Consider the following 25,168-nt stretch of genomic DNA (forward strand, 5'->3'; position numbering starts at 1 on the left):
CGCGACGCAGGTGGTCACCAGTTCGTCGCGATCAGAGGAAGTCCGTCAGCCCGGACTGGCCGTCGTCGTCCTCGGCCTCCTCGGCGCGCTCCTCGACGTCCTGCCCGTCCTCGGTCTCGTCGCTCGCACCGTCGTCGTCACCGTCGCCCGACTGGTTGCCGTCGCTCGCCGAGTCGCCGTCGCCGCCGGCGTCCGCGAGCGTCGCCTGCCCGCGATCGTCCGCCGCCGACGCCCCGTCGTCTCCAGCGTCGACGCCGTCGCCGTCGTCCGCATCGGGGTCGCTCGCTCGACCACCGGCGAACGCGCCGCCGGAGTGCTCGACCGCCGCCCGCTCGCGGCGCTCCCGGGCGTCCGCGACGATCGACTCGACCTTGTTCGTGCTCTCCCCGCTCCCCGTGACGTACGAGATATCGGACTCGTCGAGGTCGTACGTCGCCGCGACCGCCACCGTCAACTCGCGGGGCTTGCAGTGATGGATCATCGTCGACAGGTACGGGAGGACGTGCCGGCGCGCCGACCCGATGCTCGTCCCGCTGCGCTCCGCTATCTTCCGCGCGATCGCGTCCCGCTGCTTGCGTTTGCCCTTCGTCCGTCCGAGCTTCGACCAGTAACTCGGCGGCCCGTACCGCGTCCACCCGCCGTGGTCGTGCCGACGTGCCGCCGCCACCCCGGCGGCGACGTTGTCGCCCGCGTACCGCCAGTACGAGTAGTCCTGCGTCGCCCGCACTCGCCCCAGCCAGCGGTCCGCGTTCGACAGGAACTCGTACGCGTCCGCGAGCTCGTCCCCGTAGTAGTCCTTCGGGACGTTGTCCTCCACCCAGTTCAGGAGCTCGTCCGGCGTCTCGTCCACGTCGTAGGACTGCTTCAGTGCGGTCTCCGCGTCCACGTTCTTGATGACGTCGTCGAGGAAGTCGAAGATGCCCTCGGTGCGGTCGCGCTCGCTCGTCACGACCGCGTCCGCGGTCAACACCTCGGTCTGCTCGGCGAGCGCCTGCAGGTCGTTCACCGCCGACCGCAGGTCGCCGCTGGTCTCCTCCGCGATCGCGGAAAGCGCCGCGTCCTCGTACTCGATGCCCTCCTGCCGGCAGATGTCTCGGAGCACGGGGACGATCGAGCGCTTCGAGACGTCCCGGAACTCGACGTCCTGGCACGCGTTCCGGAGCCCATTACTCATGTCGTAGAACTCGTTCGCAATCAGGACGATCGGCTGGTTCGCCGCCTTCACGACCCTGGTGACTTCTCGACTGCCACCATAGTCCGCGTTCCCGTGGAAGTTGTCCGCCTCGTCCAGCACCACGAGCCGACGCCCCGCGCCACCCTCGGTGAGCGTCCCGGACTTCGCCGCCTCGCCCGCGACCTTCTCGACGACGTCCGCGGTGCGGGAGTCGCTCGCGTTCAACTCCATCACCGTCCACCCCATGTCGTTCGCGAGCGCGTGCGCCGCCGACGTCTTCCCGACGCCCGGACTCCCGTGGAGGATGACCGCCTGCCGGTGCTCGTCCCACGACCGAGCCCACTTCTCGAACGCGTCCCGCGCCTTGTCGTTCCCGCGGACCGCCGAGAGCGTCGTCGGGCGGTACTTCTCCGTCCAATCGGTCATTGAGAGAACCCAGGCGCGTGCCGCGTTTAGTGGTTGCGGACGACCCCCGGTCGGGGGTGGCGAGGAACCGTCCTCGAGCGCCGGGGGTGACGGTGAACGTGCCTGCAGCAGACGTTACTCTCGAACGACCGTAGCGGTGCACGATGACTCGCGATTGGGACGAGTTCGACCCGGAGGCGCCCGGTGAACGAGCGGTCGGTCGGGAGATGGTCGACGAGTCGACCGGGCTCGGGTCGGTGCTCGCGCACACGTACCGCGGCGAGGTCGACCGCGAGACGTCCTGGCGGGCGCGACTGGACTCGACGACGAACTGGGCGGTGACGGTCATCGCCGGCATCCTGGCGTACGCGTTCTCGAGCGACCGGGTGTCGCACGCGATCCTCCTCGTCGCGATGCTCATCGGCGTCGTGTTCCTCGTCATCGAGGCGCGGCGATTCCAGCGCTACGACGTCTGGCGGTCGCGCGTCCGAAGCATCCAGGAGAACCTGCTCGCGACGGCACTGGATCCTTCGCAGGACGTCGAACAGCGCGACTGGCGGCGGGAGTTGAGCGAGAGCTACCGGGCGCCGCGGATGCAGTTGCCGTTCTCCCGCGCGCTCTCGCACCGACTCCGACGCGTGTACCTGCCGCTGCTGGTCGCGCTCGGGGTCGTCTGGCTGCTTCGGTTGCGGGGCGCGTCCGGGTCGCTCGTCGACGCGGCGGGCGTCTTCGACGTCCCGGGCGTGGTCGTGCTCGCCGTCGTCGGGACGGGATTTCTCGGGCTCGCGGCCCTCGCGTTCGTCCCGGACGCGGCGGTCGCCTCGGAGGTCGACGAGGCAGGCGACCGTGGCATGCTCGACCGCAAGCAGTGACGTGCGTCCGGGACGAGCGCGATTACGTCGGCTGGAGGAGGTGGCCTTCGGAGATCGGGACGACGCGGCCGCCGACGCGGACGTCTATCCCGCCTTCCGAGTCGCCGTCGCCGCCGTCGCGGACGCTGGCGCGGAGGTGGAGTCGCGACGGCCGGTTCATCTCGTAGCCCTGTTCGACGGCGAGGTCGACGGCGTCCCCGCCGTCGTCGCGTTCGCGGCCGCTCTCGGGGACGTGGAGCCCCATGCGGCGGGCGGCGTCGTCGTGGTGGGCGAGGTAGGCGGCGAGGCAGCCGGCTGCGGACCCGGTCGCGGGGTCCTCGGGGACGCCCGCCCAGTCGGCGAAGACGCGTGCGTGGAGGTCGGCGTCGGCGTCGACGGTCTCGGGCGCGACGACGAGGACGTTCGCGCCGCCGAGGCCGTCGACGATCTCGCGCTCGTAGGCCGCGGGCTGGGTGGCGGCGCGCTCGACGGCGTCGAGCGACGCGAGCGGGACGACGAGCGTCGGCAGCCCCGTGGAGACGACTTCGATGGGCGCGTCCCGGACGTCGTCCGAGGCGAGGCCGAGCACGCTCGCGACGGCGTCGCGCTCGATGGACGCACCGAACTCGGGTTCGACCTGGTCCATCCAGTACCGTTCGGTGCCGTCGGCGTCGGTCTCGACCCAGACGCGGACGTCGCCGACCGCGAGGTCGAGGACGAGTTCGTCCGGGCGGTCGTCGCGGACGAACTCGCGGAGGACGGCGGCGGTCCCGATCGTCGGATGCCCTGCGAACGGGATCTCTTCGGCAGGGTCGAAGATGCGGACGGGGTAGCGGTCGTCGTCGGGGTCGGCGTCCTCGACGAACGTCGCCTCCGAATAGTTCGTCTCCCGCGTGAGCGCGAGCATCGTCTCGTCGTCGAGGTCGGCAACCTCGAAGTCGGCAGCCTCGGGGTCGGAAGCGTCGGCGTCGTGGAAGACGGCGAGCTGGTTGCCTGCGTAGGGTTCGCGTGCGAACACGTCGACGGTGTGGAAGCGACGGCCTCCCATTGCGTTCGAGTGCGACCGCCGCCGGGAAAGTTCTGTGCCTGGCGTGCTAGCACGCAACGACTCGAGTCGATGCCGGTCGGTCAACTCAGGTTGTCGAGCGACGCGCGAACGCACCCCAGAGGACAACTCGCCCGGTGCTATCGCAAAGGTACTTGTTTTCTCGGTTCGAAGCGGTGGTGATGGCCGACCACTCGCAGTCGGACGCGGACGTCCTCCGGAGCAAACGCAACGCGACGCGCTACCAGATCCTCGTGCAGATCGCGGAGCGTCAGCCGGCGGTCAGCCAGCAGGAGATCGCGGACGAGATCGGCGTGACCGCGCAGGCCGTGAGCGACTACCTCCAGGGGCTCGTCGAGGAGGGGTTCGTCGTGAAGGAGGGCCGCGGCCGGTACGAGGTGACGAAGGAGGGCGTGGACTGGCTCATCGGGCAGACCGACGGGCTCCGCGAGTACGTGAGTCACGTCGCGGACGACGTCATCGGGCAGGTCGAGGTCGAGACGGTGGTCGCACGGACCGACGTCTCGGAGGGCGAGACGGTGTCGGTGACGATGCGCGATGGCGTCCAGCGCGCCATCGCGGGCGACGCCGGCAGTGCAACTGCGGTTGCGGTGACCGACGCCGCGGCGGGCGAGGACGTCGGCGTGACGAACTTCGAGGGCGTCGTCGACTACGAGCTCGGGTCGGTGACGGTCGTGTCCGTGCCGCGCGTGCAGGACGGCGGGAGTCGCGCGGTCGACATCGAGCGCGTCCGGTCGCTCGCCGACGACCACGACCTGCTCGCGACCGCCGGCACGGAGGCGTACGTCGCCGCGGGTCGCGCCGACCTCACGCCGGACGTCCGGTTCGGGACGGCCGCGGCCGTCCAGGAGGCCGCGACGAAGGGCCTGTCCGTCCTCCTGCTCGCGGCGACTGCGGAACTGAGCGCGCACACCGACCGCCTGCGGGACGCGAACATCTCCTACGAGGTCGTCGACCCCGCGGACTGACCGACGCCGACACTCGCGCGACGGGCAGCAGGGAGACGCCGACTCGAGAGCGATTCCTGGCGGCGACGTATTGAAGACGTAGCATCCAGTTACTGGCGTGCATGGCGAGATACGGCTTCTTGCGTGGGTGGAACTGTCCGCGTTGCGACGGGGAGACGGAGATATTCTACGAACCCGGTCCGGATCCCGCGACGCGCCGCTGCGGGTGGCGGTGTCCGCGAGAGGACTGTCAGGCGATCGGGTTCGGGTTCGAGTCCCGGCGTCGCGCTCGGGTCGCGCTCCGCGAGTACCGCGAGCGGTTCGCGCACGAGCGCCGCGAGTACCGCTGAGCGGCCTCCCGCGGGTCGACGCGCGACGCCCTCGCGACGCGTCAGCCGCCGCTGGTCGTGTCTGTGCTCCCGCACTCGGGGCACTGCATCAGGTCCCCGAGCGTGGGATGGACTGCGGTCTCCCAGACGTCGGCGCCGACCTCGGCGCTGAAGCCGCAGTTCTTGCATGTGGTTCGAGCGGGTTGGACGGTGTCTTGCGCCATACCAGCTCTATGTTGCGTGGTAGCATAGGGATTCTGTCGGGTGGTCGGGCGCGACGACTCTCGCCGGAGACCGACGGGTGGGGCGTCAGGCGGCGTCGGGGAGTGCGTCGAGCACCCACTGGACGTACTCGTCGCGGCGCTCGGAGGCGAACAACTCGTGGCCACCGTCGTACGCCGTCCGCTGGTCCTCGGGGGCGTGTGCTTCGATCGCGCGCGGGTCGACGACGCGGTCCGTTGGCGTGTAGAAGACGTGGTCCTCGGGATCGAGGTCGGGGAGCGAGCGCTGGGCGGCGCGAATCGTCTGGATCCACTTCGGGGCGACGCGGTTCGGGGCGGTCGCGTCCGCGGCGGTCGCGAGCCCGCCGAGGTCCTCGGGGTCGACGCTGATGGGGAGGAACGGCGTGGCGACGGGGAGCGCGAGCAGTGGTTCGACGACGATGGGGAGGTCGTGCATCCCCCACCACGGACTCAGGTAGACCGCGGGCGGGTCCGGGTCGGCGTGCGCGAGCGCGAGGCCGCCCATCGAGTGCGCGAGGACGACGGGGTCGTCGAGTCCGTCGAGGAACTCGCGAACGGGGGCGACGCAGTCGCGCTGGAAGTCCGGGGTCGTCGTCGGCAACTCGACGGCGTGCACGCGGTAGCCGGCGTCGACGAGTCTGTCGACGAACCAGCGCTCGTGCCGGCTCTCGACGACGTTCCCCCACCCCATCACCCACGCGAGGTCGCGGTCGCTCCCGAACGCGTCCACTTGCATGCCACGGCCTGCGACCGCGAGCCCGGTATCTCTTTGGGCGAGTCGGCGCCGGCACCGCCGGTCTGGCTGGCGGTCAGAGGGTCGGACCCGGTGGTTCATACCCAGTCTGGTCGGTCCCGCCGCGCCGGGAATCGACGGCACCCTTTTCGTGGTACGTCTCGACGTAGCATGCATGGGCGATACCGACTCTCACCGGCTCGACGACGACGCGCTGGACGCGGTGCTGAGCACGGGCGGCGTCGGCGTGCTCGCGTTCGCCAGCGGCGCCGACGACCCCCCGCACTCGGTGCCAGTCTCCTACGGGTACGACGCCGAGACCGAGTCGCTATTCTTCCGGCTCGCCGTCGGCGGCGACAGCACGAAGGCGGAACTCCTCGACGCCCCGGCGACGTTCACCGTCTACCGCGAGGGCGAGGACGGCTACGAGAGCGTCGTCGCGCAGGGGCAACTCGAGTCCATCGCCGAGGAGGACGTCGACCCGTCCGTCCTCGACGGGCTCTCGCGCGTCGACATCCCGCTGTTCGACGCGTTCGAGCGCGACACGCGTGAGATCCAGTTCGAGTTCGTCCGACTGGACGCCGCGGACGCCACCGGGAAGCGCACACTCGAGTGATCGCGACGCGGTTGCGCCGGCGGCCGCGTTCGACCGTCGATTCTCGCGGCATTGGTGCGGGTTTATTACGTCGCGGGCCGTTGCGGACTCGACATGGACCAGCCGATCCGGTGGACGCTCCCGGCGCGGACGTTCGTCGCGTTCGACGCGCCGCTGTCGGTCGCCACGGTCGACGACGGCCTCGACCCGGCCTACCGGCCGTTCCTCCGCGAGGAGGTCGGGTTCGACGCCACGGGCGATGCCGACGCGAGCGCGCTCGCCGCGGCCGCCGGCCGGCTCGCCTCGAAGGAATGGCATCCCACGTGGGGGCAGCGCTACGACCGACCGCGGGATCCCGTCGAGTTCCGGGACCTGACGCGGTTCCTGCGCGCGCTCGCCGCCGCAGACGCACGCCTCGGCGGACCCGGTGCGACCGTCGAGAGCTACCAGGACGACGCCGACTGCAGAGAGCGCGCCACCGCGGTCGCGACCGACTGCCCGGAGTGCTCGGTGCGCGAGTTCGAGACCGGCGCCGACGACGCCGCAGCCCCCGGTGGCGGCGACGGCGGCGATGGCGGTGTCGGTGGCAAGTCGAGCGACGGCGACGGTGCGACGGCGACGATCTACGAGTGCTGCGAGCGCCATCACCGCGAACTCCACCGCGAGTACGTCGAGGCCGCTCGCGACGAGGTCGACCACCCGACGCCGTCGGAGGCGTTCGATCACGCGAACCGCCTCACCGAGGAAGCGCTCGCGATCGACGCGGCGCGCGAGATCGCGGACGTCGCCGCGTACGACCCGCACGCGGTCAGGCCGGTCGTCGACGCGGTACTGGAGGAGTTCGAGTCCCAGCGCGGCGCGGACCTCGTGAACGTCGAGTACCTCCGCGAGCTGGCGCGCGCGCTCACGCACCTCGGGCTCGTCGACGGGTCGGTGCGCGCGCGGCTCGTGCGGTCGCTCGCGGACGACGACGCCCGCATCCGGCAGGCGAGCGCGGCGGCGGTCGCGAGCCTCGCGTGGGAGCGCCCGGAGAGCCTCCTTGCAGTGGGGGACGACGCGGTGCCGACGGGGTACCTGAAGCAGGTGTTCGGCGACGACGGCGAGCCCGTGGACGAGGCACCGCTCGTCGTCCGGCACCTCGCCGCGATGCTCGGCGAGACGGCCGTGGACTCGCGCGAGCAAGCCCTGGGCGCGCTCCGCGAGTTCGCTCGCACGCACCCGAACGCCGTCTACCCGCTCGCCGGCGAACTCCGCTCGCACCTCGCCGACGACCACCCGACGATACGCCTGTACGCGGCGGTCGCCGTCGCCGGGTCGAGCGCGCGCTACCCGGAGGTCGGCGTGGCGGCGACGGACGAACTCGAGTTCCTCGCCGCTCGCACGGGCGACCCGGCGAGCGTCCCGGCGACGTGCGCGCTCGCTTCCCTCCCCGGCGAGTCCGTCGGGCGCGCCGTCGCGGTCGACCGCGCCGTCGAGTACGCGGACCCGTCCCGGTACCCCCAGCGCGTCGTCCGCGAAGCTGTCCACGCACTGCACGCGCTCGACGCCGCGGACGCGGTCGACCTCGAGTGGATCGCGGCGTGCGCGACCGAGAGCGCACTCGAGCACGCCGTCGACGTCGCTCGCGGCGAGATCACCGACTGAGTTCTGCAGCGGCCGCGGGCGTGATACTATATCGCACGGCGACCGAATCCTTACGTCGACCGCCGAAGATGACGGCGTATGGACCTCTTCCCGGACGCGTTCGAGACCGAGCGACTGCGGTACGAGCGTCTCGACGCGGCGATGGACGCGTTCGAATGCTACGAGCACATGGGAACCGACGAGTTCGAGCGCCTCAGCGAGCACATCTCGAAGGACCGTCATCACCACCCGAAGGACAGCCTCGACTACCTCGAGGAGAGCGCCGAGAAGTGGCGCGAGGGCGACCGCGCGAACTGGGCGATGTTCCCGCGCGACGGTGAGGGAGGCGCCGGCGAGTTCGCGGGCGTCGCGAGCCTCATCCCGCTCTGGGACCGCCGGACGGCGCGCCTCGGCGTCTGGCTGCTCGAGGAGTACCAAGGTCGCGGGTACGCCGGCGAACGCGCCGACGCCCTGATCGCGCTCGCGTTCGACCGGCTCGACCTGGAACTCGTCGCCGCCGGGCACACCGACGCGAACGACGCCTCGCGGAAGGCCATCGAGAGGTACGTCGAGCGCTACGGCGGCGAGTACGAGGGCGTCCTCCGGAACTGGGTGGTGCTCGACGACGAACCGCGCGACCTCCACCGGTACTCCATCAGCGCCGCGGAGTACGATGAGGCCGGCGTCGACGTCGACCTCGCCGTCGAGGAGACCCTGGAGGAGTAGTCGATGCCGCGAGGACACCACCGACGATGACGCTGTTCCCGGAGACGATGCGGACGCCCCGGTTGCGGTTCGAGCGACTGGACGAGGCCGTGGACGCGTTCGAGCGCTACGAGTGGACGCGGGCGAGTCGCGACGCCCGCGAGCGCGAGACGCGCTTCGTCACGGATACGCCGGACTCGCACCCGAAGGCGACCGTCGACGACCTCGGCGCCGCGCGCGAGGCGTGGGGCGACGCTGACGGGGCGAAGTGGACGATCTTCCTCCGCCCCGGCGAACCCGACGCCGGCGGCGACCCCGTCGAGGCAGGCGAGGCGCCACGCGTCTCGGACGGTCGAGCGGACGGAGTCCGCGAGACGGGCGACCGCGTGCACGTCGGCGTCGCGAGTCTCGACCCGCTCTGGGACCGACGACGCTTCCACACGGGCGTCGCGCTCCATCGACCGTACTGGGGCCGCGGGTACGCTGGCGAGCGCGCGCCCGCGCTCCTGAAGGTCGGGTTCGAGCGCCTCGACCTCGACGTCGCGTCCGTCGCGCACTTCGAGGGGAACGAGAACTCGCGCAGCCAGATGGAGTCGTGGGTCGACCGCTTCGGCGGCCAGGAGGACGGCCGGTTCCGGAACTGGGTGCCGCGCGACGACGGTGACGCGGAGCCGTGGGACCTCCGGTCATACAGCATCAGCGCCGAGAACTACCGGGACGCGGGCGGCGCACCCGAGGTCGAACTCGACCCCGAGACGGTGCCGGTCGCGACCGACGACCCGACGGCTGTCGGCGGTGAGTCGGCGTGACCGACCAATCGACAGCGCTCGGCGGTGAGTCGGCGTGACCGACCAATCGACAGCGCTCGGCGGTGAGTCGGCGTGACCGATCTGTTCCCGGACGTCGTCCGCACCGACCGCTTGCGGCTCGTCCGCGAGACAGACGCGTACGTGGACCTCGCCGAGCGCTACGCGTCCCTCGCGGCCGACTCGGTGAGCGACGAGGAAGTCGAGTACGCCGGCGTGGAGACGTTCGAGCACCTCGGCGACGCTCGCGAGTACGTCGAGAGACGCGAGGACCACTGGGAGGAGCGGAGAGGGGTCGTCTACGGCATCCGGCCGCGGGACGGCGAACGCGGTGCGGGGGAACTCGCCGGCGAAGCCGAGCTGTCGATGGACTGGCCGCAGCGAGCCGGCCACCTCTCGTGCTCTCTCCGGAAGCCGTTCTGGGGCCGCGGGTACTCGGGCGAACGCGCCGCGGCACTCATCGCGCTCGCGTTCGAGCGGTTCGACCTCGAAGTCGTCCGAACGTGTCACGCCGTCGGGAACGAGAACTCGCGGCGCGCCGTCGAGACGTACGTCGAGCGCTTCGGCGGCGAGCGCACCGCACGGACGCGCAACGAGGGCCGGCTCGACGGCGAGCCCTGCGACCTCGTCTGGTACACCATTCCGCGGCGCGGGTACGCGGACAGCGGCGAACGCCCGCCGGTCGCGTTCCGCGACGGAGGTGCCGGCGCGTGAGCGCGCTGTTCGCCGACGAGATCCTGACCGAGCGGCTGCGGCTCGTCCGCGAGTCTGTCGCCGAGAGCGACCTCGGGGAGCGCTACGCGTCGCTGTCGACCGAGGCGGTCGACGACGACGAGCTCGCGTACGTCCCTGTCGAGCCGTTCGAGCACCTGCAGGACGCCCGCGAGTTCGTCGCACAACGCGAGGAGCGCATGAAGAGCGGCGACGCGGGCACGTACGTCGTCCGCCCACGTAATGGCGAACCAGGCGCTGGCGAGGTGGCCGGCGAGGCCGAGCTGTTCGCGATGTGGGACGAACGGACGGCGTTCATGACGTTCGGACTCCGGAAGCGCTTCTGGGGACGCGGGTACTCCGCGGAACGTGCCGCCGCCCTCCTCCTGCTGGCGTTCGAGCGCCTGGACCTCGATCTCGTGTCGGTCACGCACCTCGTCGAGAACGAGAACTCGCGCCGGGCCATCGAGAAGTACGTCGACCGGTTCGGCGGCGAGCGCGTCGGCCGGTTCCGGAAGATGCACGTCGTCGACGGCGAGCCAGTCGACCTCCTGCGGTACGCCATCACCGCCGCGGACTACGAGGCCAGCGGCGAGCGACCGAACTGCGAGTTCGTCTACGACGCCGATGGAGGTGCGGACGCGTGACCGACCTCTTCCCGCGCGTCTTCGAGACCGAGCGACTCCGGTTCGAGCGCGTCCAGCCGGAGACGCTCGACGCCCGCGAACTGTATCCGTACGTCTCCAGCGAGTCCGGGATCGCCGAGGCCACGCAGTACATGACCTGGGACCCCCACGCGCACCCGAGGGAGACGATGGAGTACGTCTCGCACGTAGGGGACGCGAACGACGCGGCCGAGAGCGGGAACTACGCGCTCTACCCGAAGCTTGGCGAAGACGGCGCCGGCGAGTTCGCGGGGAACGCCGGCCTGAGTCCGGACTGGGACCGGCGGACCGCCGAGTTCGGCATCTGGCTCCGCAAGCCGTTCTGGGGGCGCGGATACTCGGGCGAGCGCGCCGACGCGTTCGTCGAACTCGCGTTCGCGCGCCTCGGCCTCGACGCGGTCACCGTCACCGTCGTCGACGACAACGACCGGTCGGTGCGCGCCATCGAGAAGTACGTCGACCGCTGGGGCGGCCGCCACGACGGCCACTTCCGGCACCTCCGGACGCACGGCGACGACCCAGTGACCCTCCACCGGTACAGCATCGCGCGCAACCACTACGAGACGGCCGGCGTCGACGTCGACCTCATCGTCGTCGAGTGAGGCGCGACGCGGCGCGGATAGCGCGACCGAGAACGCCGTCGCCCGTGCTATGCAATCGCGTGACTGGGCGGGGGCGAGTATCAAACCTCAAGCCCGACCACGGCCTCCGATGGTGCAATGACTTACAAGATCGGACTCGTCGGCAAGCCCAGCGTGGGCAAGTCGACGCTGTTCAACGCGGCGACGATGAACGACGTCCCGGAGGGCGCGTACCCGTTCACGACGATCGACCCGAGCGTCGGCGAAGCGTACGTCCGCGTGGACTGCGCGGCGCCCGAGTTCGACGAGTCCTGTACGCCGGACACCGGCTACTGCGCCGACGGGACGCGGTTCGTGCCCACGAAACTCGTCGACGTTGCCGGCCTCGTCCCCGGCGCTCACGAGGGGAAGGGCCTGGGGAACCAGTTCCTCTCGGACCTGAACGAGGCGGACGTCCTCGTGCACGTCGTCGACTTCTCCGGCGAGACCGATCTCGAGGGCGAACCGACGGAGGGCCACGACCCGCGCGAGGACGTCGCGTTCCTCGAGGACGAACTCGACCAGTGGTACGTCGACGTCCTCGAGAAGGGCATCGAACGCCACCGGTCGGGCTACCACGGGAACGACGGCGACATCGAGGTGGACCTCGCCGAGCAGATGAACGCGTTCGGGACGAACAAGGACGAGATCAAGCAGGTCATCCTCGCGCTCGACCTCGAACTCGACCCGGACGCGTGGGACGACGACGACCGCGAACGCCTCGCTCGCGAACTACGCAAGCGCACGAAGCCCATGGTGATCGCGGCGAACAAGATGGACACCCCGGAGGCACAGGCGAACTTCGAGGCGATCACGAGCGACCCCGAGTACGAGCACCTCACGATCGTCCCCGCGAGCGCGCACGCCGAGAAGGCCCTCAAGTCGGCGGCCGAGAGCGGCGTCGTCGAGTACACGCCGGGCGCCGGCGAGTTCGAGATCGTCGGCGACGTCAGCGACGAACAGGAAGCCGGCCTCGAGCAGATCCGCGAGTTCGTGACGGCGTTCGACGGCACGGGCGTCCAGGACGCCATCGAGACCGCACTCTTCGACGAGCTCGGCACGAAGGCGGTGTTCCCTGGCGGCGCGGACGCGATGGGTGACGACCAGGGGCGCGTGATGCGGGACTGCTGGCTCCTCCCCGACCACGCGACGACCGAGGACCTCGCGTACCACCTCCACAGCGACATCGGCGACGGCCTCCTGCACGCGATGGACTGCCGGAGCGGCCGCCAGATCTCGACGAGTCACGAACTCGACCACCGCGACGTCGTCGAACTCGTCACGACGAGCTGAGGACCGGCCGCGAGCGAGCGCAGTCCTGGCCGAGCGCAGTCCCGGCCGAGCGCGGGCCAGCGCGGTCGGCGGCCGCGGACGCCGCCGCACTCGCTTCGCTGGACCGTGGTATTTTTTACGCGCCGACGTGTCGATTCTGATAGATGAATGCGCGCGTTCGCTGTCCCGTCTGCGGGACCGAGACGCCCCGGCGTCGGTTCCCTCGACACGTCGCGGAGACGCACCCGGGAGACCAACTCCGTGACACGTTCGGGTACTCGGCCGGTTGGGCGGGCGTCCTCCCGGCGCTCGCGCTCGCTCTCCTCGCCGCACAGGTGGCCGTCGTCGTCCTCGGACTCCCACGGACTGGCGTGCTCCGCGACGCGATCGCGACGTGGGCCGGCATCGCCCCCGGAAGCGTCTCGACGTACCTCGCCCTCGTCGTCGCACCGGCCGTCGCCGTGGCCGTCGGCGTCGCGGTCGTCGCGCTCGCTCGCGGCCCCGGCCAGCGCGTCAGGCGCGGCTGGCGGCCGCGGCGCTACGAGCACGTCCTCGTCCTCACCTGGGCGGTTCCGTGGGTCGGCCCGACTCTGTACGTCCTCGGCGCCGGGCGGCGGTTCGTCTCCGTCCGCTTCCTCCGCGAGAAGCTGGCCGGCGGCGGGATCGCCGCGAGCGACGACCTCGCCGAAGCCGACGCCGCACTCGCCGCACACCGCGAGCAGGACGCCGCCGTCGCGTTCGAGACCGCGGGACGCCTCGTCCAGGCGCTCCGCGACGACCCGCACTTCCGCAACCCCACGCTCGGCGCGCGCCTCGACGCGCTCGGTCGCGCCTGCGGGATGGCGACCGCCATCACCGCAGCCCGCGCGGGCGAACACCGCCAGGACGAACACCGCGCGAGCGACCGAACGCCGACGCCAGCGTAGACGACGGTTCTTGTAGCAGGCCGCGACCAGTGTCGACGTCCCCCCGTTCCCGTGGGGCGTCGGTCCAGGCCGGAGCGGAGTGCGCCGACGTCCCGGGTACGCCACGCACTCCCTGTTCGCCACCGGAGCATCGACCGTGAGCGTCGCGGTCGCGAGGAGCGGGCGGCGCGGTCGCTCGCGCCTGCCGCGACCTAGCCGTACTTACTCCTACCGCGGGTAGCCTCGGTCATGAGCGAGCGAGTCGCGGTCGTCGGCGCCGGCGTCGCCGGCTGCGGGGTCGCGGACGCCCTCGCCGGGACCGACCGCGAGGTCGTGGTGGTCGAGAAGGCCCGCGGCGTGAGCGGCCGCGCGGCGACGCGACGCAAACACGGCTGTCGCTACGACCACGGCGCGAACTACGTCAAACCCGGCGAGGACGACGAGTTCACGGGCGTCCTCGAGTCCTTCGGCGTCGAGGGACTGCACGACGTCGCCGAGCCGGTGTGGGTGCACGACGCCGACGGCGACATCCAGCCGGGTCGGGAGCGCGACGCGCGCAAGTGGACGTACGAGGCCGGCATCACGCAGTTCGCCAAGCGCGTCCTCGACGCGAGCGACGCCACCGTCGAACTCGAGACCGAGATCGAGAGCCTCGAACGCGACGACGCCGCGAGTGACGACGCAACCGCCACCGGTCCGTGGTCCCTCGTCGACGCCGACGGCGAGCGGTACGCCGGCTTCGACCGGGTCGTACTGACGCCACCGGCACCCCAGACCGCCGCGTTGCTTGCGGCGACGGCGTGGGACGACGACCGACGCGACGCCGTTCGCGCGGCCGCCGACGGCGTCGCGTACCGGACCGTCCGCACGCTCGTCCTCCACTACGACTTCCGCGTGGACCGTCCGTGGTACGCGCTCGTCGACCCCGAGCAGACCCATCCCGTCGGGTGGCTGGCGCGCGAGGAGTGCAAACCCGGGCACGTCCCCGACGGCGAGAGCCTCCTGATAGCCCAGATGAGTCCCGCGTGGTCCGTCGCGCACGACGACGACCCGACCGAGACGGCCGCGAGCGCGGCCGCGGACCGCGTCGCCGACCTCCTCGCGGACGACCGGTACCGCGACCCGAACTGGGTGGACTCGCAGGGCTGGCGGTACGCACTCCCCGAGAACGCGGCCGGCGACGCGGTCCGCGCCGCCGAAGCCGCCGGCCTCTACTGCGCGGGCGACTGGGTCGTCGGTGACGGCCGCGTCCACCGCGCGTTCGAGAACGGACGCACGGTCGGGCGTCGACTCCGCGAGCGAGGATAGTCCGTGGAAAGCGAGCGAACCGTATTCCGCGACCGAAGCCCAGACAGCCCCAGCCCTACGCCGTCCGGCGTGCCGCCAGCGCCACGAGGGCGAGCGCGACCGCGAGCAGCGCCGCGACGCTCCCGAACCCGGGCGTCGGGAGGACACCGTCGTCGTCGCCGTCGTCAGGCGGTCCAGCGGTCGTCGCCGTCTCGCTCGTCGTCGGCATCGTCGTCGTCTCCTGGGTCGTCGGCGTCGTCGTCGCCGTCGTCGTCGGTTCGTCCGATCCCGGCGACACGCTCTCGACCGTCGTCGTCGCCTCCAGCGACCCGCTGACGGCCGTGATCGTCACGTCGCCGTCGCTCTCGATGGTGACGACCGCCTCCCCGGCGTCGTCCGTCTCCGCCACCGTCTCATCGCCGACGCGGACGGACGCACCCGACACCGGTTCGTCGTACTCGTCGGTCACGGACACCTGCACCGTCTGGCCGGTCACGACCTGCGAGTTCGTTGCCGACAGCGACAGCGACGGCGTGCGATTGATGGCGTACGTCGCGTTCGAATCGCCCTCGCCGGTCGTCAACGTGTTGCGCTCGCGCTCGTAGCCGTTCTTCTTCACGACCACGCGATACTCGGTGTTCACGTCCAGACTCACCGTCCGCGACCCGGACTCGCCCGTCGAGACGTTCGACACGAACTGGTCGCCGTCGTGTATCTCGACGGTCGCCGACACCGGCCGGCGATCCGAGAAGTGCCCGTCGACCGTCCGGAAGTTCACCGACACCGTCCCCGGTTCCAGGGTCACCGTCTTCCCTGCCCGGTTCCGGACGACGAACGACGTCGTCGTCGAGTAGTAGCCGTCGCCGGACACGTCGACCGAGTAGTCCCCGCGCTCGAGGCCGCTCGCGACGAACGTCCCGTTCGCCGCCGTCTCACCGGTCGCCGCCGCGAGCACCTCGCCGTCCTTCTCGAGGCGGACGCGCGCGCCCTCGATCGCCTCGCCGTTCGGCGTCTTCACCGTCACGAGCGCCGTCGCCACCGGGAACAACTGCACGTCCACGACCGTCTCCCCGTCGACGTTCGCGACCGACGCCGGTCTGTTCAGGGCGAGCCCCGACTTGGAGACGTCGACCGTCACGTCCGCGCCCTCGGGGACGTCGACGAACGCCTTCCCGTTCGCGAACGTCTCCGTTCTCAACACGGTATCGTCGTACGTCACCGTCACGTTCGCGCCGTCGACCGGATCGCCGGCCTCGTCGACCACTGCCACCGTGATCGTCACCTGTGCGCTCGACGCGACTTCGTCCGCACCCGTTGTCGACGCGACCGGCGCGGCCGACGCGACCGGGGCGAGACAGATCGCGACGACGAGTAGACCCAGAAGAGTTCTCATGTACGCTACTGTGGAACGGGTTTACACATAAATACACCCGACCGTTAACGATTGGTCGCTTTCGCCGACCAGATCCCGGCGGAGAACGGTCGATACCGCAGGCTCGGTGCTCGAAACCAGTCACTACCGGAGCGGAGCGGTCGGGAGAGAAGCGAGTATCGATTACTCGACGAGGACGGCGTTGACCTGTCCGGTCTGGCCCGGACGGGACGTGACGCGAGCCGTGCCTTCGCCCGTCTCGATGAGTGCGCCCTTCGTGATGATGTTCCGGCGGACGTAGTTCGGGTTCGCCGGGTTCTCGACGACGTCCTCGATCTCGGTCTCGACGGTGTCGCCGGCGTCGGCGACGCACGCCACGTCGGTGGCGAGCGCGCGCGTCTTCTCGGTGTTCCCGCGCGTGTCGATGACGCGGAAGCGGGGTTCGCCGAGTTGCGTTTCGGTCGGCAGGCGACCGAGCTGGTGCTTCTTGCGCTTGTTGAAGCGTCGACGTCGACCGCCGGTGCGCTTGCGCGGCGACGGACCCTGGTCTTGCATACCCGAGAGAAGCCCCAGGAACTACTTGAAAGGCTCGGAACGCCCCCGCGGCGACGACGCGCGCTCGCGCCGCCGGGGTTGCGTCGGTGCGGTCCCCGCGCTGGCGTGGAATCGCAGTCTTTACGCGCCGCGCGGGCAGAGGTGTCTGGCGTGAGCTTGCGCGTCGCCGTCGCCGCCCCGTTCCGCCAGCGAGGCACGGACAGCCTCGCCGAGAGCGAGTTCGTCGTGGCGCTGTCCCTCGACCGGGACTGGTTCTCGCCCGACCAGGCCAAGCGCCTCGTCGACGTCGCGGCCGGCGAGGGACTGCTGGAGCGCGACGACGGCGAGCTGTCGCCGACGTTCGACCCGAGCGGCGTCGAGGTCCCCGACGGGTTCGTGCCGGACGACGACGTGCTCCGGGAGCGGTCGACGTTCGAGCGCGTGCTGGACGCGCTCGTCGACGCGGGCGCCCAGAAGCACGAGGCGGTCGCGGGCATCAACGACCTCCAGCAGCGCCTCGGCGTGACGGTGTCCGCGGCCGCGGTCGTCTACGGTCGCCGCGAGGGCGTGGACGTCGCCGACGCCGCGTCGAAGGCGATGACGGAACTGGAGGGTGAAGACGCGTGACCGACCGCGCGACCGAACCGGAGGGTGAAAACGAGTGATCGACCACGCGACCGAACGAGGCGGTGGGGACGCGTGACGGGCGAGCGCGTGACCGACGGCGTCCGCATCGCGGAGCTGTTGTCCTCGGAGCTGCACGGCCGCACGGACGGCGTGCTCGTGCACGTCGCGGTGACGGACGCGGTGGCGGACGTCGAGCCGAGCGTCGACGGCGAGCGCGCGTACGACGTCGTCTACGCCGCGGAGCCGCTGGTCGCGGAACCCGAGCAGGACGTCGACGTCCTCGAGGTCGACGTCGGGTCGGCGACCGGCGAGACGGTCGCGTCGGTGTACGTGCACCCCGAGCGCGCTCGCGTCGAGTTCGTCGCCGGTGCGGCCATCGCCGCCGAGGCCGCCGATGGGACGCGACTCCGTGTGCGACCGAAGGGGACGACGCCACCGCGGACGCTCGCGTTCGTGGAGTCGGGTGCGGCCGCGAAGGACGCCGCGGACGTCGTCGTCGCAGTCGTCGACGGACTCCTCGAGGACACCGGCGAAGACGACGTCGATGATGCAGAGGACGCCGAAGGCAGCGAAGACGACGCGTAGGATCGGTCTCAGTCGAGGTCGTCGAGGACGCCGGGGAGGTCGCGGGCGAGGTGCGCGCGGTCGACGACGGCGTCCGCGTGCGGGCTCCTCTCGGGGCCCTCTGGCCAGACGACCTGGACCGCGCGGGCGCCGGCGTCGACCGCGCCCTCGACGTCGACGACGGGTTCGTCGCCGACGTACACGAGGTCGACGACGTCGACGCCAAGTGCGCTCGCGAGCGCGTCGAACGCGCGCCGGTCTGGTTTCCCCGCGGGGAGCTGGCCGGTGACGAGGACGGCGTCGAACGCCTGCCACCAGTCCAGTGCGTCGAGCTTGTCGCCCTGCGCTTTCACCGGGCCGTTCGTCAGGAGACCGACCGGGCGGTCCGCGCGCAGGGACTCGACGAGCGCGGCGGCGTCGTCGACGGGACGGATGCCTTCGGCGATGCGTCGCCGGTACGCCGCCGCGAGCGCGTCCGGGGACACGGTCGCGTCCTCGGGGAGGACGGCGTCGAAGATGGGCGCGCGCGTCACCGCGTCGTGAGTCTCGCGGTGCGCGGCGAGATACGCCTCCCGAGACACCGGGGGCGCGTCGACGTCGTCGACGGCCGCGGCGAGGATCCGTCGACGGTCCCGGCCGGGGACGGCGAGCGTGTGGTCGAGGTCGAACCCGACGGCGTTTGTCACGGTGAGGGGAACGCGCTCCCCGTACTTGAGCGTGCCCGATATCGGTTCGTGCTCCGTCGGCGAACGCTCTACCCGTCGTCGATCGCTCGCCTAGAGGAATCGCAGTTGCATCATGACGAAGATGATGAAGAGCTGGAGCAGTCCCTGGACGCCGCCGAGTTTCGCGTTCCGCATCCCGATGTCGCTGATGCGTTCCGTGTCGGGGTCGGGGGAGACGAGTTCGCGGTAGATCGCGACCTCGCCGGGGAGGATGACGCCGAACCCGATCACCGAGAGGACGAGGGCGACGGCGAGCGCGACCTGTATCCAGAACGTGCCGAGGCCGCCGTGGAGCGTGGTCGCGAGTTCGACGCCGGCCGTTATCGTGACGGCGGCGAGGACGGGCATGAGGAACGTCATCTTCGGCGTGAACCGCTCGAAGACGCTCGCGCGCTCCTCGAGGTCGAGGCCGCCGAGGACGGGCCCGAGGACGGCGCCCATGAAGACGTCGACGCCCGTCCAGAGCGCGCCGGCCATGACGTGCACATAGAAGAGGTAGCGCGTGTTCCCGGTCGCGAGCGCGACCGCCAGTGCGAGTATCGGGACGGCAACGGCGCCCGCGGCGAACGCTGGGTTCGCGCGCTCGGCCATCCCACGGATGCCGCGAGCCCCACTCTCGTCGACAGTGGCCATGCGAGCACGGCTCGTGGAGGCGGAATAAAGGTTGTCGCCGTCGGGTCGGCGAGTCGTCGCCGGGGAGTCGACTCGACATCCGAACCGTTAGGTACGAACGCGCTCGAAAGGGTGGACGTGTACCACGTCGTCGGGTGCAGCGAGTGCAGCGCGCTCCGCATCGTCGAGGGTCGCCCGGAGCGGAGTTCGTGCACGCGCTGTGGCGCGAGCAAGCAGTTCTCGAAACTGAAGCAGTTCGTGTCGACCGAAGACATCGATCACGCACGCGAGGTGCGCGCGTCGATGCTCGCGAACCGCCAGGGCGAGGGCGAGGTGTTCGCGACCGTCGACTCGTTCGCTGAGATGGAGGACGCGGTCGCCGAGAGCGTCGTCGACGACGACGAGTTCCTCGAACGCAGCGGCGTGGACGCCGACGCCGCCAGGGAAGCCGCCGACCGCGCCGAGACCGGGCTCGCGAGCACGAGCGGCGGGAGCAAGCGCGACACGGTCCTCAACGCGCTGTCCGACCTCGACGACCCCTCCCTCGAGGACGTCGTCGCGTACGCCGCGGACCGCGGCGTCGACCGCGCGTACGTCGAACGCGCCCTCGGGAAGCTCGAACGCGCCGGCGAGGTCTCCCAGTCCGAGGGCACGTACCGCCAGCTCTGACGCCTGCCGGAACGGGGGCGCCCGGCCCGCCGGCTTTTTCGCACTCCCACCACCAGCGGTGGGCATGGACGACTGGGAGTCGGTGGCGATGGCGCTCGAGGGCGTGTGCGTCGCGCTGGGCGCGGTGGCGGTGCTCGCGGCGGCGGTCGGCGTTCCCGGTATCGTCGATCCGTTCGTGCTCGGGAGCGGGCTGTTCGCGCTCGGGTTCGCGCTGGGCGCGATGGCGGCGCGTTCCCGTGGCGACCGGGCGGGCGTCGCGCTGCACGCTGCGGCGGTCGCCGGCTGGACCGGCGTGCTCGCCGGGAGCGCGCTCGCGAACGCACTCCTGGGGCGGGTCGGCGTCGCGCTGCTCGCCGTCGCGGGCGTCGGGCTCTGCTATCGCGCCCTGCGAGCGTGGCGGACGGGCGACGCCAGCGCGTCGGCGGGCTAGCGCCAGCCGACAGCGTCAGGGAACATCCCAGGCGAGCGGACGACTCGGCGCTCGAAACGACGCTCGAACTCGACGCACCCTACTTGCCGCCGCGTCCCGACCGTTCGCTCGTGACGCACCGTCGAGAAGGACTCGCGCTCCTCGCCGGCGAGGTCGTCGTCGTCGCCCTCGCCCTCGTCCTCGTCGCAACGGAGCGCACCGTCGACCCCGTCTCGCTCGCCGGCGTTCGCCTGCCCCACGCCGTCCTCGGCGCCGGTCTCGTCGTCGTCGGCGCCGCACTCGGCGCACTCCGTACCGCCGACCACGTCGACCGCCACGCCGCAGTCGGCGAACTCGGGCTCGGCGTCGCCGTCGCGCTCGCACTCGCGACCGCAAATCCAGTCGCGCTCGCCGCCGCCACCGCCATCGCGCTCGCGAGCGCCCGCCTCCGCGTGGACCGCGACCGACTGCACGCCGTTCTCGACCGCTAGCGCTGTCGCAGCTCCCGCGACTACCGCAGCGCCGATCGGCGCTCAGCGACCGAGGTCCTCGTGGGCCGACGCCAGGTGGTTCGACGCCAGCGCCGCCAGCAGCGACAGTTCGCCGGCGAGCGCACCGACCGCGATGACCTCCGCGAGCGCACGCGCGTTCGACCCCGGCGGGTCGCCGCCGCCCGCGAACCCGAGCACCTCCAGGGCCTCCGCCTGCGTCGACAGCTTCGTTCCACCGCCAACGGTACCGACCTCGAGGCTCGCGAGCGACACCGACGCGTACAGGTCGCCGTCGCGCTCCTCGACGGTCGTGATCGCGTTCGCGCCCTCGACGACCTGCGCCTCGTCCTGACCGGTCGCGAGGAACGCCGCCGCCACGACGTTCGCCGCCTGCGCGTTGAACCCGAGACTCCCCGCCTTCGCACTCCCCACGAGGTTCTTGCGCGTGTTCGCCTCCGCGATCGCACTCGCCGTCGTGTGCAGGCGCTCCTCGACGACCTCGCCGGGGATCTCGACGTCCGCCGTCACCGACCGCCCGCGGCCCTCGACGGCGTTGATCGCCGCCGGCTTCTTGTCCGTACACATGTTCCCCGAGAGCGCGACGAGACTCGCCGGCGTCTCCGCCGTCACCACGTCGCAGGCCGCCTCCGTCGCGATCGTCGCCATGTTCATCCCCATCGCGTCCTTCGTGTCGTACCGGAACCGGAGGAACACCGAGTCGCCGACGACGTACGGCGTCACGTCCAAGAGTTCGCCGTGACTCGTCGTCGACTCCGCGGCCGCCCGCAACTCGTCGACGTGCTCGCGCACCCACTCGACGGTCTCGGCCGCCTCCACGACGCCGTCGACGCGGAACACGGGCGCTCGCGTCATCCCCTCCTTCGTCACGCGCGCACTCGCCCCACCAGCGGACCGGATCACGGACAGCCCGCGGTTCACGCTCGCCAACAGCGCACCTTCAGTCGTCGCCAGCGGCAGGAAGAACTCGCCGTCGGCGTCCCCACCAGCGACCTCGACCGGGCCCGCGACCCCAACCGGGACCTGGGTCGCACCGACCATGTTCTCGATCGCGGACGCCGACGCCTGCTCGGCGGAAAGTGCGTAGTCGCCGGTCACCGACAGGTCCGCGCCCGTCGCCGCTTCCACGTACAGTCGCCGCGCCGTCGCCGCCGTCTCCGCGTCGGCGTGTTCCTCCAGTTCGTGTAGTCGCAGGTCGCCGTCGCGAACTCGCGCCGCCAGGGACTCGGCATCGGTCATACGAAGACGCACAGACCCCCGCGAAAAAAGCCCTTCTAGTCCCGCGCACTCCGTCGCCGGTCGCCGAACCGAGCGTCTCGACCCCGGTCAGTCGTCGTCGTCCGAGCTCGCAGACACCGACGTCACCTCGACGGACACGAGGTGCTCGCTGCTCGTCTCCGTCGACTGCCCGAGTTCGACGAGCAACACCACGTTGTTACTGTCGCGGCCAGCCGCGTCCGACGCCTCGACGACCACGATCGCCTGATTCGAAGACAGGTTCGACGCAACCAGCGTCCCGTCCTCGTCCGCGTAGTAGTGGGTGCCGTCGACCGTCAGCATCTCGCGGAGGCTCGCCTGCCAGTCCGGCGCCGACCCCGCGGGCAACGTCTCGCCGTTCGTGTAGACGGACACCTCCTCGTCGAGGTCGACCTCGCTCCCGGTCGACGTACACGTCGTCAGGTTGTGGTCGGTCCCGCCGATACTGATCTGCTCGTCGTGCGTCGTATTGTCGGCACACGCGTGCATCGACGGCAGGAACTGTAGCGTCGAGTCCTCCTCGACGACGACGTTCGAGAACGACCCGCGGTCGACGGCCGGGTCGAGCGCGTTCAGGTTCCGACCGCCCCACAGCGAGTGCGACGAATCGTTGTACGTCGTCGAGAGCGTCGTCGGCCGCCGAACGACGATCTCGTGCGTCGTCGTCTCCGTCGACGACGTGTTCTCTAACTCGGTTCGCTCCTCGCCGAGCGTCACCGACTCGTTCACGGTTACCGTCCGCGACCCGTCGAGCGTCACCTCGCGGGACACCGCCACGGGCACGACCTCCGTCCCGTTCACGTGCTCGATCGTCCGGTTCAGCGTCCGGTTCACGACGACCGTCTCGCCGTCTGCCACCGTCCGCGTCGCGTTCACCCAGACCGCGTCGCCGACGCCGTAGGGTTCGTCCGCGCCGACGGTCCGCGAGACGTTCACGTCCTTCGAGAGCGTCTCCGAGGGTTCGACCGTCACGTTCCGCTGGACGGTCCGTTTCTCCTTGTTCGGGTCGACGACGGTCGTCGAGTTGTTGTAGTGAACGATCTCCGTCGTCTCGTTGCGCGCGATACTCGAGAACACGTCGTCGAGTTCGCCCGCGTCCGTCACGGGGATGTACTCGCCGTCGCCGTCGCCCGTGGTCGCGACGTTCTCCAGGACCTCGTCGTTCACGTCGTCACCGACCCCGATCGTGTAGATGGTGACGTTCGCGGGAACCTCCTCCTGTGCAGTCTCGTAGGGGTAGGGCGCCCCGTCGTCGTCCTTCCCGTCGGTGAGGAGCACGAGCACCTGGTTGTTCGACTCGTTGCCGCTCGCGCGGAACTCGTCTGACGCCTGCTCGATCGCTTGCGGGATCGGCGTGCCACCACCGACCTGGAGTTCCGAGAGTGCACCGCTCGCAGCGGACTGGTTCGTCGTGAACGACTGGTACGTCGTCACGTCCAGTTCGGTCGCGCCGTAGCCGCACGTCCACTGGCCGTAGTACTCCGAGTAGACCTCCTCCGAACAGTAGTCGTACCCCGTGACGCTCACGCGGTGTCCCTGGTCGACCTTCATCACGGAGAGGAACGACCGGGTCGCGTCGCGAGCTTGCTCCATCTTCCCGTCGTTCTGCATCGACCCGGACTCGTCGAGCACGAACGACACCTCGAGCGGCGGCGTGCCGTTCACGCGCTTGCGGACCGTCGTGTTGTTCCAGACGGTCGTCGTCTCGTTGTCCCAGTAGTACTCGGTGTCGTTCACGGTGAACGTCACCGACTCGTCGACGGTGACGGGCACCGTCTCGTTCGCCCACACCGTCACGTTCTGGGGAACGGTCTCGTTGTCCCACGTCGTCTCGTTCGTCGTGTACGACTCGAGGGCCGCGTTCGAACTCCCGAGGAACGTCATCGTACCTGGATAGACGCTCGGGCTCGCCGGTCCCGTTCCGTCGGCAGCGACCTCGATGCCGTCGCCGTTCGCCGTGTCCACGACCTCGCCGGGACCGGACCCGGGCAGGTCGATGACGTCGTACTCGACGTCGAGCGGGATCTGGGCGCGAACGGTCTCGGACCCGGTGGTCGCGACCGTCGCGGACGCAGGCAACTGGGACTCGAGGTGGTCCTGCCAGCCCTCGTGGTAGTCGCTCGTGACGGTGATGGTGACGTTCCGCGGGCGACTGCAACGCGGCGTCGCGAACAGCTGGTCGTGGACGGCCTCGGTCTCGTCGAGGGACGTCGCTCGGTCGTAGTCGATGCGTACGTCGTCGTCCTCGACGCTCCCGTCGATCCGGACGACCTCGAGCTGGAGGGAGCCGTCCTGGTAGCCGAACTCGGGGGGCTTCTGCGCGACGACGCCGGCGTCGGTCCGCTTCCAGACGGCGCCGCCCTCGTACGCGATGGTGGTCCCGCCCTCGTCCCGGTACTCGATCGCGGACAGGTCCATCGTCGCCGTGCACGCGCTCTCCTCGTTGATCTGGACCTGGATTCGGCCGGTGTCGCGTACTTCGGCCCTGTTCGGGTCGACGGTACCGATGGAGACGGCTTCGCGGCTGCTGCCGCGGTTCTGTGCGAGCGACTGGACGCTCGAGTCCATCTGGACGAACGCCGTCTCGGCCGCGTCGACGCGTCCCTCGGCGCGGACGTCGTCGGTGACCGCGGTTCCGGAGACGAATATCATCGCCGAGCCGGCCACGACGATGCCGAACAGGACGACGACGCCGACGAGTTCGGAGACGCCGCGGTCGGCAGGTGGTGTGTGGTTGGTTGCGTTACTCATTGTGGCCCTGGTTTCACGTATTCTTTGGACGAACCAATCTTAAATCTACCGCTAGATAGTCGGGAAATATGCATAGTTGGCGCTCTTCGCGAGCGAACACGGGAGATGCGCTGTTTGACACTATCTCCGGTCCACGTGGATGCTCGGGTCGGACGCAGGGGCGGCGTCGGCCGCGAGCAGTAAGTCTTTGCTCCCCGGTGCCG

General features: G+C 70.6%; 28 protein-coding genes. 18 read left to right on the forward strand and 10 right to left on the reverse strand.

All coding sequences use genetic code 11. From position 1 onward, the window contains the following. Positions 1-31: 31 nt before the first annotated feature. Positions 32-1,600, reverse strand: a complete 1,569-nt coding sequence (locus G9C85_RS06005) for a replication factor C large subunit (RefSeq protein ID WP_166037881.1) — start codon at positions 1,598-1,600, stop codon at positions 32-34. Between the two features lie 143 nt (positions 1,601-1,743). Here G9C85_RS06005 and G9C85_RS06010 point away from each other — a divergent pair, with 143 nt between their 5' ends. Continuing rightward, on the forward strand, positions 1,744-2,451 hold the full coding sequence (locus G9C85_RS06010) for a DUF2270 domain-containing protein (RefSeq protein ID WP_166037883.1): 708 nt from the start codon (positions 1,744-1,746) through the stop codon (positions 2,449-2,451). 22 nt (positions 2,452-2,473) lie between these two features. Here G9C85_RS06010 and G9C85_RS06015 read toward each other — a convergent pair whose 3' ends face one another. Then, positions 2,474-3,478, reverse strand: a complete 1,005-nt coding sequence (locus G9C85_RS06015; protein ID WP_166037885.1) for a PhzF family phenazine biosynthesis protein — start codon at positions 3,476-3,478, stop codon at positions 2,474-2,476. Positions 3,479-3,657: 179 nt separating this feature from the next. Between G9C85_RS06015 and G9C85_RS06020 the strand changes: the two genes are divergently transcribed. Beyond that, a complete protein-coding gene (locus tag G9C85_RS06020) occupies positions 3,658-4,464 on the forward strand; it encodes a MarR family transcriptional regulator (RefSeq protein WP_166037887.1) in 807 nt (268 codons plus the stop codon). 101 nt (positions 4,465-4,565) lie between these two features. Then, positions 4,566-4,793 carry a hypothetical protein gene (locus tag G9C85_RS06025; RefSeq protein ID WP_166037890.1) on the forward strand — a complete coding sequence of 76 codons (228 nt, stop codon included), beginning with the start codon at positions 4,566-4,568 and terminating at the stop codon, positions 4,791-4,793. A gap of 41 nt (positions 4,794-4,834) precedes the next feature. Here the strand turns inward: G9C85_RS06025 and G9C85_RS06030 are convergent, their stop codons facing one another. After that, on the reverse strand, positions 4,835-4,996 hold the full coding sequence (locus G9C85_RS06030) for a hypothetical protein (RefSeq protein ID WP_166037892.1): 162 nt from the start codon (positions 4,994-4,996) through the stop codon (positions 4,835-4,837). Positions 4,997-5,081: 85 nt separating this feature from the next. Beyond that, positions 5,082-5,750: an alpha/beta fold hydrolase gene (locus tag G9C85_RS06035; protein ID WP_166037894.1), complete on the reverse strand. Its 669-nt coding sequence runs from the start codon at positions 5,748-5,750 to the stop codon at positions 5,082-5,084. A gap of 172 nt (positions 5,751-5,922) precedes the next feature. Here G9C85_RS06035 and G9C85_RS06040 point away from each other — a divergent pair, with 172 nt between their 5' ends. The 10 genes from G9C85_RS06040 to G9C85_RS06085 all read left to right on the forward strand — a co-directional run bounded on the left by G9C85_RS06040 (position 5,923) and on the right by G9C85_RS06085 (position 14,957). After that, positions 5,923-6,363, forward strand: a complete 441-nt coding sequence (locus G9C85_RS06040) for a pyridoxamine 5'-phosphate oxidase family protein (protein ID WP_166037896.1) — start codon at positions 5,923-5,925, stop codon at positions 6,361-6,363. A gap of 93 nt (positions 6,364-6,456) precedes the next feature. After that, positions 6,457-7,986 carry a hypothetical protein gene (locus G9C85_RS06045; RefSeq protein WP_166037898.1) on the forward strand — a complete coding sequence of 510 codons (1,530 nt, stop codon included), beginning with the start codon at positions 6,457-6,459 and terminating at the stop codon, positions 7,984-7,986. A gap of 78 nt (positions 7,987-8,064) precedes the next feature. Beyond that, on the forward strand, positions 8,065-8,691 hold the full coding sequence (locus G9C85_RS06050; protein ID WP_166037900.1) for a GNAT family N-acetyltransferase: 627 nt from the start codon (positions 8,065-8,067) through the stop codon (positions 8,689-8,691). A 26-nt stretch (positions 8,692-8,717) separates the two neighbouring features. Further along, positions 8,718-9,479 (forward strand): GNAT family N-acetyltransferase, encoded by a 762-nt coding sequence (locus G9C85_RS06055; RefSeq protein ID WP_166037901.1) that lies wholly within the window; start codon positions 8,718-8,720, stop codon positions 9,477-9,479. Positions 9,480-9,551: 72 nt separating this feature from the next. Beyond that, entirely contained in the window at positions 9,552-10,190 is a 639-nt protein-coding gene (locus tag G9C85_RS06060) for a GNAT family N-acetyltransferase (RefSeq protein ID WP_166037903.1), read from the forward strand. Beyond that, a complete protein-coding gene (locus tag G9C85_RS06065; protein WP_166037904.1) occupies positions 10,187-10,834 on the forward strand; it encodes a GNAT family N-acetyltransferase in 648 nt (215 codons plus the stop codon). Before G9C85_RS06060 ends, G9C85_RS06065 begins: the two co-directional genes overlap by 4 nt. Continuing rightward, the gene (locus tag G9C85_RS06070; protein WP_166037906.1) at positions 10,831-11,454 is read left to right on the forward strand and encodes a GNAT family N-acetyltransferase; all 624 of its coding nucleotides are present in this window, start codon (positions 10,831-10,833) and stop codon (positions 11,452-11,454) included. Before G9C85_RS06065 ends, G9C85_RS06070 begins: the two co-directional genes overlap by 4 nt. 117 nt (positions 11,455-11,571) lie before the next feature. Continuing rightward, a complete protein-coding gene (locus G9C85_RS06075; protein ID WP_166037908.1) occupies positions 11,572-12,765 on the forward strand; it encodes a redox-regulated ATPase YchF in 1,194 nt (397 codons plus the stop codon). Between the two features lie 143 nt (positions 12,766-12,908). Further along, positions 12,909-13,670, forward strand: coding sequence for a hypothetical protein (locus tag G9C85_RS06080; protein ID WP_166037910.1), 762 nt, complete (start codon positions 12,909-12,911; stop codon positions 13,668-13,670). Positions 13,671-13,898: 228 nt separating this feature from the next. Further along, positions 13,899-14,957 (forward strand): NAD(P)/FAD-dependent oxidoreductase, encoded by a 1,059-nt coding sequence (locus tag G9C85_RS06085; RefSeq protein WP_166037912.1) that lies wholly within the window; start codon positions 13,899-13,901, stop codon positions 14,955-14,957. A 55-nt stretch (positions 14,958-15,012) separates the two neighbouring features. On the opposite strand, the gene G9C85_RS06090 is transcribed toward G9C85_RS06085, so the two are convergent. Continuing rightward, positions 15,013-16,329, reverse strand: coding sequence for a carboxypeptidase-like regulatory domain-containing protein (locus G9C85_RS06090; RefSeq protein WP_166037914.1), 1,317 nt, complete (start codon positions 16,327-16,329; stop codon positions 15,013-15,015). Positions 16,330-16,491: 162 nt separating this feature from the next. Next, positions 16,492-16,863, reverse strand: a complete 372-nt coding sequence (locus tag G9C85_RS06095; RefSeq protein WP_166037916.1) for a 30S ribosomal protein S8e — start codon at positions 16,861-16,863, stop codon at positions 16,492-16,494. 150 nt (positions 16,864-17,013) lie between these two features. Between G9C85_RS06095 and G9C85_RS06100 the strand changes: the two genes are divergently transcribed. After that, positions 17,014-17,469 (forward strand): DUF2240 family protein, encoded by a 456-nt coding sequence (locus G9C85_RS06100; RefSeq protein WP_166037918.1) that lies wholly within the window; start codon positions 17,014-17,016, stop codon positions 17,467-17,469. Between the two features lie 72 nt (positions 17,470-17,541). Continuing rightward, complete coding sequence (locus tag G9C85_RS06105) at positions 17,542-18,054, forward strand: hypothetical protein (RefSeq protein ID WP_166037919.1); 513 nt, start codon at positions 17,542-17,544, stop codon at positions 18,052-18,054. A gap of 8 nt (positions 18,055-18,062) precedes the next feature. Here the strand turns inward: G9C85_RS06105 and G9C85_RS06110 are convergent, their stop codons facing one another. Together G9C85_RS06110 and G9C85_RS06115 are read right to left on the reverse strand one after the other, a co-directional pair. Then, the gene (locus G9C85_RS06110; protein WP_166037951.1) at positions 18,063-18,719 is read right to left on the reverse strand and encodes an HAD family hydrolase; all 657 of its coding nucleotides are present in this window, start codon (positions 18,717-18,719) and stop codon (positions 18,063-18,065) included. A 90-nt stretch (positions 18,720-18,809) separates the two neighbouring features. Next, a complete protein-coding gene (locus tag G9C85_RS06115) occupies positions 18,810-19,349 on the reverse strand; it encodes a hypothetical protein (RefSeq protein WP_193570663.1) in 540 nt (179 codons plus the stop codon). Positions 19,350-19,508: 159 nt separating this feature from the next. Between G9C85_RS06115 and G9C85_RS06120 the strand changes: the two genes are divergently transcribed. The 3 genes from G9C85_RS06120 (at position 19,509) to G9C85_RS06130 (ending at position 20,939) form a co-directional block, all read left to right on the forward strand. Further along, complete coding sequence (locus G9C85_RS06120; RefSeq protein WP_166037955.1) at positions 19,509-20,039, forward strand: DUF5817 domain-containing protein; 531 nt, start codon at positions 19,509-19,511, stop codon at positions 20,037-20,039. A 64-nt stretch (positions 20,040-20,103) separates the two neighbouring features. Then, complete coding sequence (locus G9C85_RS06125) at positions 20,104-20,469, forward strand: hypothetical protein (protein ID WP_166037957.1); 366 nt, start codon at positions 20,104-20,106, stop codon at positions 20,467-20,469. 110 nt (positions 20,470-20,579) lie between these two features. Further along, complete coding sequence (locus tag G9C85_RS06130; protein ID WP_166037959.1) at positions 20,580-20,939, forward strand: hypothetical protein; 360 nt, start codon at positions 20,580-20,582, stop codon at positions 20,937-20,939. A 42-nt stretch (positions 20,940-20,981) separates the two neighbouring features. On the opposite strand, the gene hmgA is transcribed toward G9C85_RS06130, so the two are convergent. Together hmgA and G9C85_RS06140 are read right to left on the reverse strand one after the other, a co-directional pair. Then, a complete protein-coding gene (gene hmgA / locus G9C85_RS06135; RefSeq protein WP_166037961.1) occupies positions 20,982-22,196 on the reverse strand; it encodes a hydroxymethylglutaryl-CoA reductase (NADPH) in 1,215 nt (404 codons plus the stop codon). An 87-nt stretch (positions 22,197-22,283) separates the two neighbouring features. Then, a complete protein-coding gene (locus tag G9C85_RS06140) occupies positions 22,284-24,965 on the reverse strand; it encodes a VWA domain-containing protein (RefSeq protein ID WP_166037963.1) in 2,682 nt (893 codons plus the stop codon). Positions 24,966-25,168 lie beyond the last annotated feature (203 nt).

Origin of the sequence: Halorubellus sp. JP-L1 (assembly GCF_011440375.1) — an archaeon.
In the GTDB taxonomy this organism is placed as follows: Archaea; Halobacteriota; Halobacteria; order Halobacteriales; family Natrialbaceae; genus Halorubellus.

Excerpts from the sequence above, each read along its gene's own strand:
- G9C85_RS06005 (WP_166037881.1), bottom strand. The coding sequence starts at position 1,600 with ATGACCGATTGGACGGAGAAGTACCGCCCGACGACGCTCTCGGCGGTC.
- G9C85_RS06010 (WP_166037883.1), top strand. The coding sequence starts at position 1,744 with ATGACTCGCGATTGGGACGAGTTCGACCCGGAGGCGCCCGGTGAACGA.
- G9C85_RS06015 (WP_166037885.1), bottom strand. The coding sequence starts at position 3,478 with ATGGGAGGCCGTCGCTTCCACACCGTCGACGTGTTCGCACGCGAACCC.
- G9C85_RS06020 (WP_166037887.1), top strand. The coding sequence starts at position 3,658 with ATGGCCGACCACTCGCAGTCGGACGCGGACGTCCTCCGGAGCAAACGC.
- G9C85_RS06025 (WP_166037890.1), top strand. The coding sequence starts at position 4,566 with ATGGCGAGATACGGCTTCTTGCGTGGGTGGAACTGTCCGCGTTGCGAC.
- G9C85_RS06030 (WP_166037892.1), bottom strand. The coding sequence starts at position 4,996 with ATGGCGCAAGACACCGTCCAACCCGCTCGAACCACATGCAAGAACTGC.
- G9C85_RS06035 (WP_166037894.1), bottom strand. The coding sequence starts at position 5,750 with ATGCAAGTGGACGCGTTCGGGAGCGACCGCGACCTCGCGTGGGTGATG.
- G9C85_RS06040 (WP_166037896.1), top strand. The coding sequence starts at position 5,923 with ATGGGCGATACCGACTCTCACCGGCTCGACGACGACGCGCTGGACGCG.
- G9C85_RS06045 (WP_166037898.1), top strand. The coding sequence starts at position 6,457 with ATGGACCAGCCGATCCGGTGGACGCTCCCGGCGCGGACGTTCGTCGCG.
- G9C85_RS06050 (WP_166037900.1), top strand. The coding sequence starts at position 8,065 with ATGGACCTCTTCCCGGACGCGTTCGAGACCGAGCGACTGCGGTACGAG.
- G9C85_RS06055 (WP_166037901.1), top strand. The coding sequence starts at position 8,718 with ATGACGCTGTTCCCGGAGACGATGCGGACGCCCCGGTTGCGGTTCGAG.
- G9C85_RS06075 (WP_166037908.1), top strand. The coding sequence starts at position 11,572 with ATGACTTACAAGATCGGACTCGTCGGCAAGCCCAGCGTGGGCAAGTCG.
- G9C85_RS06080 (WP_166037910.1), top strand. The coding sequence starts at position 12,909 with ATGAATGCGCGCGTTCGCTGTCCCGTCTGCGGGACCGAGACGCCCCGG.
- G9C85_RS06085 (WP_166037912.1), top strand. The coding sequence starts at position 13,899 with ATGAGCGAGCGAGTCGCGGTCGTCGGCGCCGGCGTCGCCGGCTGCGGG.
- G9C85_RS06090 (WP_166037914.1), bottom strand. The coding sequence starts at position 16,329 with ATGAGAACTCTTCTGGGTCTACTCGTCGTCGCGATCTGTCTCGCCCCG.
- G9C85_RS06095 (WP_166037916.1), bottom strand. The coding sequence starts at position 16,863 with ATGCAAGACCAGGGTCCGTCGCCGCGCAAGCGCACCGGCGGTCGACGT.
- G9C85_RS06115 (WP_193570663.1), bottom strand. The coding sequence starts at position 19,349 with ATGGCCGAGCGCGCGAACCCAGCGTTCGCCGCGGGCGCCGTTGCCGTC.
- G9C85_RS06125 (WP_166037957.1), top strand. The coding sequence starts at position 20,104 with ATGGACGACTGGGAGTCGGTGGCGATGGCGCTCGAGGGCGTGTGCGTC.
- hmgA (WP_166037961.1), bottom strand. The coding sequence starts at position 22,196 with ATGACCGATGCCGAGTCCCTGGCGGCGCGAGTTCGCGACGGCGACCTG.
- G9C85_RS06140 (WP_166037963.1), bottom strand. The coding sequence starts at position 24,965 with ATGAGTAACGCAACCAACCACACACCACCTGCCGACCGCGGCGTCTCC.